Source organism: Streptomyces sp. NPDC005263, from assembly GCF_042872365.1.
Taxonomy (GTDB): Bacteria; Actinomycetota; Actinomycetes; order Streptomycetales; family Streptomycetaceae; genus Streptomyces.
In genome coordinates, this window is the sequence record NZ_JBIAKJ010000029.1 from 1 (window position 1) to 7,510 (window position 7,510).

Sequence of the window (7,510 nt, forward strand, 5' to 3'; positions counted from 1 at the left end):
CAGCCACGTGATCATTCTGGCCCTCTGGGACTTCCCGACGCAGCAACTGGGCGACACATCACGACAGGGCGAACGAAGCTTGATGCGGCACTAGCCCGCGCCGCCCCACCGCGGTCAACCGAATTTTTCGGCACGACGCCGCGCCAGGCACACATGCTGAGCACCGATATCAGCCGACACCACCCGTCTCGCCCCCTGAGAACGCATCAGCCCTGATCTGCTGCTTGCCGGGGCCCGCGTCACGGGCCTCGAACAGACGCCGGGCGTACTCCGGAGGAAGGTGCACGGTCAGTCGCCTTAAACCGTCCGTCGTCGCTCGTCCCGACCGGTGCGGTGTACCCGAACCGGGCCCTGGTTTCCACCGTGATCCCGCCGGTGGTGGCGGCCTGGCGCTGCCGGCTCTTGCGCACCTCGGGCTGCCACCGCTGCCGTACGGCGTCGTCGATCAGCCGCGGCGAGGTCGGCGCCGCGGCTGCCGCATTCCAGGCCGGCTGAGTTGGCCCCAAATCCCAGCTCGGACACCAGGGAACACCCATTCGCCAGATGACCGAGGGGAACCGGGCGCAACCGCAGGAAACTTCGAGTGTCCTCCGGCACCCTCGGGCTCGGCGGCCGGCCTGGCCCTCACCCGCAGCATCGTCGACGTCAGCGGCGGTGACCGCCGCTGGCACAACAAGAAGTACGGCCGCCTCGCCCGCGAGGTCGGCCTCACACGGGGGTCGAGTAGAAACCAAGCAGAGAGTGCAGTTTGGTGTCACACGATTTGATACTCCATCGGATTGAGTGCGCCCTGACTGTGCCTGCCGCAGTAAATGCCGCATTTTCTGCGGCAGTACCGGATGGGCAGGGCGGGCATGGCGATCGATGTCGGTTTTCGAAGTCGGCGGTGCTGATGCCCGAAGTCATCTGCTCGTCGACTATGAGTTGATTGAGCCGTCATCTTGGTGTGACGCCGTTGCCGTCCTCGGCGCAGGGTTCCCCTGCCGGGTCGCGGCGTTCGATGGCTTCAGTTCGACGGGCGAGGGCGATTCTCGGCGCGTACACCGCCAGGGGCGGCAGCTTGTTCGACACCGGGGCGAGCGGCCACCGTGATCGAGGGCCGCGGCTACTGGTCTGCCAATCCGTGACGGTCGGCCCATGCGCTGATCGCGGCGGCCAGTTCCTCGGGGCGGTCTTCCGGGGAGTGGTGTCCGGCGAGGCCGTGGCGGGAGACTTCCAAACCCGCGATGTGCTTCTCGCACCAGGCCACGGCTTCTTGGTCGGTCATCGCTCCCGGGCCCGGCTCGAACGCGGCCAGCAGCTTGGGGACTTCGCGACTTGCGGCCAGCCACGCATCATAGTGCTCGATGCGGGCCACGACGTCTGCCGGTTCGGCGTCCAACGGCATCATGCGCGTCCACGCCAGCACCGGGCGGCGGCTCTGCGGGGTCGGGAAAGGGCGGCGGTAGACCTCGAGATCGGCAGGGGCGAGCGGGGTGGCGAGAGTGTCAGGGAGCCCCTCGATGAACAGTGACTTCTCCAGGATCATCTCCTCGCCCACTCCAGGGGTGCGCAGGAGGGTGAACAACTCCCGGCCAGCTGTCGGGAATTCATCGCCGATCAGCGGCTTGATGATGGTCTCGGTGAAGGCGATGCCGCGGACGCGGCCCGGCAGGCGGGCGGCGCGGTCGAAGGCGAGCGCGCCGCCCCAGTCGTGGCCGACGAGAACGGCCTCGGTGACGCCGAGTGCGTCGAACCAGGCGTCGAGGTAACGGGCATGGTCGTCGAAGGAGTAGGCGAGGTCGGGCTTGCCGGAGTCGCCCATGCCGATGAGATCGGGCGCGAGAAGGCGACGGCCGGGCGCGGCAACTCCAGGCAGGACGTTTCGCCACAGGTGGGAGGAGGTGGGGTTGCCGTGGAGGAAGACGAACGGCAGCCCGTCGGGATCGCCGCTCTCACGGTAGTGAAAGGTGGAGTCGAGAACAGGAACGGTGGGCATCGCGGTGTCACTTCGCTTTCCGTACGGGAAATTCAGAGGTTGAGGCTCAGGACGCGCTCGACAGAGATCTCGATGACGACCAGATCCGGCGGGGCGGGAGGAGCCATGCGATAGCGGTCGGTGTAGCGGCGCACCGCATCGGCCACACGCGTGTCGTCATCGCTGACCGCAGCCCGGCCTTCGAGGGTGACCCAGCGGAAGCCGTCCGCCTGGCAGAGCGCGCCACGAGCCATGGGTCCGCCCGCCGCCACGTTCCGGGCCTTACGGGTCCCCGCGCGGGTAGTCACCCGGGCCAGGCCCGCGGCAGCGTCGAAGGTGAAGCGGACAGGGGTGACGTGCGGGGTTCCGTCGGGACGGATGGTGGCGAGGGTGGCTGCGTGAGGGCGGGTGAGGAACGCCCGTGCAGCGGTTGGCAGTTCGGCGGTCGCTCGGCTCACTTCTTCTTCACGCCCTCGTTCCAGATCAGCTTGGCGATGTTCGGCTTCACTGCCGTGGTGATGACACCCATGGCCGTGCGGACGTACCGCTGTTCCTCCAGTTCGCGCAGCATGCTCGCGGCGAGGTCCCCGCGGGCGGTGAAGACGCCGTCGGCGCTGGTCTCAGCGGTGCGGTAGTCCGTGACGGCCGGGTGCTCGAAGAGGCCTGAGGGCCGGACGAGAGTCCAGTCGAGGCGCGTCTCCCGGACCACGGCCTCCATACGGAGCATGTCCTCGTGGAGGGTTCGGCCCAGGCGCCGGGTCACCAGCGGGTCGAGTACATGGTTGAAGAAGTGCGCGCCGGTTGGCCGCCACTTCGGGTCGGCGATGCTGGAGCTGACGGCGAGCAGGCGCTTGATGCCGTGGCGGGTCATGGCCGCGGTGATGGCCGTGGCGCTCGCCGAGTACGTGGTGATGGTCTCCTTGCTGAAGCGCGCACCCAGCGCGGAGAGAACGGCGTTCGTCCCGCTGACCGCGGCGTCGACGGCCGCCGGATCGGTGGCATCGGCGACAGCCACGGTCAGGCCAGGCCGTGCGGGCAGAGAGCCCGGGCGGCGGGTCACGGCGACGACCTCGTGCCCGGCAGTGAGGGCCTGGTCAGTGAGGTGGCGGCCGGTCGGCCCGTTGGCGCCGAAGACTGCGATACGCATGATCTCGGGGTATCCCTTCGTGTGGATCGCGGAACGCCCTTGACTGTGCCGATCACGGAACGCAGGCTCAACGCTGATGAATAACGCCGCCCCTGCCCCCGTCCGCACCCGAGGCCGTCCCCGCGGCAACCCGCCGACCCGTGAATCGATTGTCTCGGCGGCCCGGTCGCTGTTCCTCGAACGCGGCTACCGGCGCACCACCGTGCGCGCGGTGGCCGGGGCAGCCGGCGTCGACCCGGCGCTGATCGCGTACCACTTCGGCTCGAAGAAGGGCCTGTTCGCGGACGTGATGCAATTCCAGTGCGCCCAGGCGCTGACCGTGGACGACGTCCTCGACGGCGACCGGGCCACCCTCCCCGACCGCCTGGTCGACGCGGTGACGGACCTGTGGGAAGACGCTGACTTCCGTCAGCTCACCGTCCAGGGTGATGAGGCGGCCGAGGTCATCCGCGAATACCTGGAACGGGAGCTGCTGGCCCGGCTTGTTGAATTTCTCGGCGGCCAGGACGCGACCGCCCGAGCCACGGCCTTGGTGACGATCCTCGGCGGCCTCATCTACACCCGCTACCTCAACCCGCTCCCCACCCTGGCCGCCCTCTCCCCGGCCGAGGCCCGCCACATCCTCGCCCCAGTACTCCGCGCCGCACTGGCCCCGAGGCCCCGTACCGCGGCAATCACCAGAGCGGGCCACCGTGGTTCGCCGACCTCCGGCGGGGGTCTCGTACGGCCTTGACCACCTCATTACCCCTTACCCCCGGCACAGTTACGCCTGGAGGTAGCGGTGCAGGGAGGTCTTCGGGATGCCGGTCTTGGCCGCGCTCTGGCCGAGGCTGATGCCTTGCTGCTTGAGGAGCTTGGCGTACTCCACCAACTCCGCGCCGAGGGCCACCCTCGAGGCCGCCCCCGGCAGCGTGGAGAAGAGTTCCTCGACAGCGCACTGCCCTTTGCGATCGACGGATATCCAGTGGAGCTCGTCGTCCTGGCCGTAATGGTCCTCCGCGTCGCCGAGGGCATCGCTGTCAGGCGGAGCGACGTCGCTTCCGCCACCGCCCACCGTGGCGAGGAGGGCGGCACGTTCCTTGCGGCGCTTGAGCAGGAGCATGGTGCCGGTCACGCCATAGGCGACGGTCGCCAGGGCGGGTGGACCGCCCATCGCGGCACCAACGCCGATGTTCTTTGCCTCCTCGGTTGCGCCGGTGGTCACTGCGACCAGCGTCACCACGGACTCGGGCAGGGCGGTACCGAAGGCGGCCAGGATCGTTCCGACCGCCATCTTCCCGACGTTGAGGCGCTCGCCCAGCCACTCCACGGCGTTGACGAACCACTCGCAGGAGAAGTAGATCGCCACAGCGCAGGCGATGAGCAATACGAAATGGATCACGGGACTCGTCCAGCCTTCCCGCACCGGCGGGGCCTCGAAGGACGAGCGGCGCGAGGAGCGGCGGAACGTCTTCGACCCCGCCGATACGCACTTAATGTCGTCGACAAAGGGCCGAAGGTCTCGCCCACCCGCAGTCTCAACGATCACGGGCCCGGTCACCGGGAACCCGTGGGCTCCTGTGTGTCGACGACCGTATTGCGGGGCTACTCCCCTTCGCAGCCGGTCGTGGTACACGGCCAAGACGTCCGCGGGTGTGGCGCGGCCCACCCAATGCTCCAGGGCGGCGGGCTCAGGTGACGGGGAAAGCATGCGGGTTCATCGCGAGCGCGCGGATGCAGCGCCCGTCCGCGTCGAGTTGGCGCCCCATCTGCTTCATGGTGTGCAGGCAGACGGCTCGGTCGGTCACGGTGTACTCCGGATGGCGCTCGGACAGGACGCGTTCGAACTCCGGGAGCTCTGCCGGGGTTCGTAGCCACACCATCGTCAGCAGGTTCTCGGGACCCGACAGGGAGCAGCTCAGGCGGACTTCGGGGCGCGGGACGAGCGCACGCGCGACCTGGTCGAGAGAAGAGGGCGGTACGCGCGCCCACAGGATGGCGGTCGTCGGCCATCCGGACACCGATTGCGCCACCTCGCATCTGAGCCGCAGGGATCCGCTGGCAAGAAGCCGGTTCACCCGCCGACGGACGGTGGCCTCGCTGACGCCTGCCTGTTCGGCCATCTCCGTAAAGCCCATGCGCCCGTCTGTGTGGAGCAACTCGTAGAGGGATCGGTCGACCTCGTCCACCCTGATTCCGCGGGCTTCGACGGCCGGCGCCTGGAGGGTCTGCTGCTGTGCTGGGGCAAGGCTCCGCAGGCGCCAACGACTCGGTTCGCTGTAACCGACCGTGCGGATCTCGGACTGGTACGACAGCACGCCGGGCATGAGGTCCAGGACGTCGCGCAGGAAGTGGGCCACGGCCGCGGGGCTTCTCCGGGCGACCACCACGAGCAGGGCACTCGCTCCCGTCGTGTGGTGCACGTAGCGCACGGCCGGATTCTCCACGAGACGTGTCGCCACGTCATCGAAGTGACCTTGTGCCGTGACGACGCGGACGTACGCCATGCACGTATCGCTGTGCATGGACGGGCCCACGGTGCAGGTCACCCAGGCCAGACCGGCCGCGCTGAGGCGCTGCCACCGCCGCGCGACGGTGGCCGAATCGAGCCTGAGCGTCCGGCCCAGGACGGCCCACGTCGCCCGTGGGGCCACCTGCAGCGCGTTGATGAGCTCGAGATCGACCTCATCGACGACGAGATCAGGCAGGTCACTGAGGGGCATGTCGAGGAGTATGCAATATTTCGGCTTGATTCAGCGAACATGTGACGAATTTCAGCGCCCAGGATCCGGTGCGCCGCAGTGGGGTGAGTCTGGGGGACACGAACAGGAAGGTGCATCCATGGACCGGGACAGTCAGCCATCCAGCGAAGGCCGATTCGATCGGGTCGTTCGGGCCGCGGTCGAGGCGGGACTCACCGGGGCCGCGCATCCGGTGGCCGGGTTCATCGACATCGACGGGGTGCACACGACGGTCGGAGAACTGCAGAGCGCGTTCGAAGGGGTCGCGGTTCTGCACGCCTTTGCCGCGAAGGCATGCCCGCTCGTCCCGGTGCTGCGGTTGCTGGCAGCCAGAGGGCTCGGCTGCGAGGTGGCCAGCCCGGGCGAACTGGCACAGGCTCTTGCCGCGGGGTTTCCTGCCGAACGCATCGTTCTGGACTCGCCGGCGAAGACGCGCGCAGAACTGGCCGAGGCGCTCAACCTCGGGGTGGCGGTGAACGCGGACAATCTCGACGAGCTCAAGCGGATCGACGAACTGGTCACGCCACAGACGGCTTCCGTCCTGGGAATCCGCGTCAACCCCCAGGTGGGAGCAGGGTCGATCAGTGCGATGAGTACGGCCTCCGCCAGTTCGAAATTCGGTGTCCCGCTCGCCGATCCCGGCATGCGCGACGAAGTGGTGTCGGCATTTGCCGCCCGACCCTGGCTCACGCGCCTGCACGTGCACGTCGGCTCGCAGGGCTGCCCGCTGGAACTCATCGCCGAGGGCGTGCGCGCGGCGTATGAACTCGCCGAAGAGATCAACGCCGCCGTCGGGCGGCGCCAGGTAACCAGCCTGGACATCGGCGGAGGCCTGCCGGTCAACTTCGACGACGACTCGGTCCGCCCCAGCTACACGGAGTACGTAGCGGTGTTGCGGGCGCGCGTGCCCGAACTCTTCAGCGGCCGCCACTCGCTCGTCACCGAGTTCGGTCGGTCCCTGCTGGCAAAGAACGGCTTCATCGCCGCGCTGGTCGAATACACCAAGGACGCCGGCGGGCGGCGCATCGCCATCACCCATGCCGGCGCGCAGACCGCGACGCGCACCGTGTTCATGCCTCAGGCGTGGCCGCTGCGAGTAGAGGCCTACGATGCCGGCGGCCGACGCCGCCGCGGCCGCGAACTGGTCCAGGACGTGGCCGGGCCATGCTGTTTCGCCGGCGACGTCGTGGCCCACGGCCGCGAGCTGCCGGAGCTGACGGAAGGCGACCTGGTGGTCCTGCGCGACACCGGCGCCTACTACTTCTCGTCCCACTTCTCCTACAACAGCCTGCCCCGCCCGGCCGTACACGGATTCAGCAGTGCCGGTGACGGCACGGTCTTCGTCCCCATCCGCACCGCCCAGTCCACGGCGGAAGTCGTCGCAGAGGCAGGCGCGGAACACCGCGACGCCCTCCTGGCCCTCAACAGCGCCGAGGACCGCTGAAGTCACCTCGAGCACCGCACGCCACGCGTGGCCCCACGGGCCGGTCCCTCGCCTCGCGCCGGGGCCGGGCCGACATGCACAGCGCCGCGGCACACCGGCCGCCGCTTCCGCCAGTGCGCCACGCACCGAGCCAGGAGCCGCCAGCACAGGGGCCTTGACCCGGAATCTTGGACACGGGCTATGCGGCTTCGGCCAGGGTAGTTGATGTTGTGTCGAGTGCTGTCTCGTAGGCGATGGGGCTG

Annotated in this window: 7 protein-coding genes and 1 pseudogene; 2 read left to right on the forward strand and 6 right to left on the reverse strand. The window is 68.7% G+C overall.

Features of this window, described 5'->3' with window-relative positions; translation table 11 throughout:
• Positions 1-211: 211 nt before the first annotated feature.
• The 4 genes and pseudogenes from tpg to ACFYRY_RS42835 form a co-directional block, all read right to left on the reverse strand.
• Positions 212-446, reverse strand: a pseudogene (tpg, locus tag ACFYRY_RS42820) (telomere-protecting terminal protein Tpg); the annotation flags it as partial.
• A gap of 659 nt (positions 447-1,105) precedes the next feature.
• Entirely contained in the window at positions 1,106-2,014 is a 909-nt protein-coding gene (locus ACFYRY_RS42825; RefSeq protein WP_389158929.1) for a haloalkane dehalogenase, read from the reverse strand.
• Positions 2,011-2,415 carry a pyridoxamine 5'-phosphate oxidase family protein gene (locus ACFYRY_RS42830; RefSeq protein ID WP_389158913.1) on the reverse strand — a complete coding sequence of 135 codons (405 nt, stop codon included), beginning with the start codon at positions 2,413-2,415 and terminating at the stop codon, positions 2,011-2,013. Before ACFYRY_RS42830 ends, ACFYRY_RS42825 begins: the two co-directional genes overlap by 4 nt.
• A complete protein-coding gene (locus ACFYRY_RS42835; protein ID WP_389158915.1) occupies positions 2,412-3,104 on the reverse strand; it encodes an NAD(P)-dependent oxidoreductase in 693 nt (230 codons plus the stop codon). The genes ACFYRY_RS42830 and ACFYRY_RS42835 overlap by 4 nt, the downstream gene beginning before the upstream one ends.
• Before the next feature lie 76 nt (positions 3,105-3,180).
• Between ACFYRY_RS42835 and ACFYRY_RS42840 the strand changes: the two genes are divergently transcribed.
• On the forward strand, positions 3,181-3,837 hold the full coding sequence (locus ACFYRY_RS42840) for a TetR family transcriptional regulator (RefSeq protein WP_389158918.1): 657 nt from the start codon (positions 3,181-3,183) through the stop codon (positions 3,835-3,837).
• A gap of 30 nt (positions 3,838-3,867) precedes the next feature.
• On the opposite strand, the gene ACFYRY_RS42845 is transcribed toward ACFYRY_RS42840, so the two are convergent.
• The gene (locus ACFYRY_RS42845) at positions 3,868-4,485 is read right to left on the reverse strand and encodes a hypothetical protein (protein WP_389158921.1); all 618 of its coding nucleotides are present in this window, start codon (positions 4,483-4,485) and stop codon (positions 3,868-3,870) included.
• A 289-nt stretch (positions 4,486-4,774) separates the two neighbouring features.
• A complete protein-coding gene (locus ACFYRY_RS42850; RefSeq protein WP_389158924.1) occupies positions 4,775-5,806 on the reverse strand; it encodes an Lrp/AsnC family transcriptional regulator in 1,032 nt (343 codons plus the stop codon).
• 118 nt (positions 5,807-5,924) lie between these two features.
• Here ACFYRY_RS42850 and ACFYRY_RS42855 point away from each other — a divergent pair, with 118 nt between their 5' ends.
• Entirely contained in the window at positions 5,925-7,268 is a 1,344-nt protein-coding gene (locus ACFYRY_RS42855) for a diaminopimelate decarboxylase (RefSeq protein ID WP_389158927.1), read from the forward strand.
• Positions 7,269-7,510: the final 242 nt, after the last annotated feature.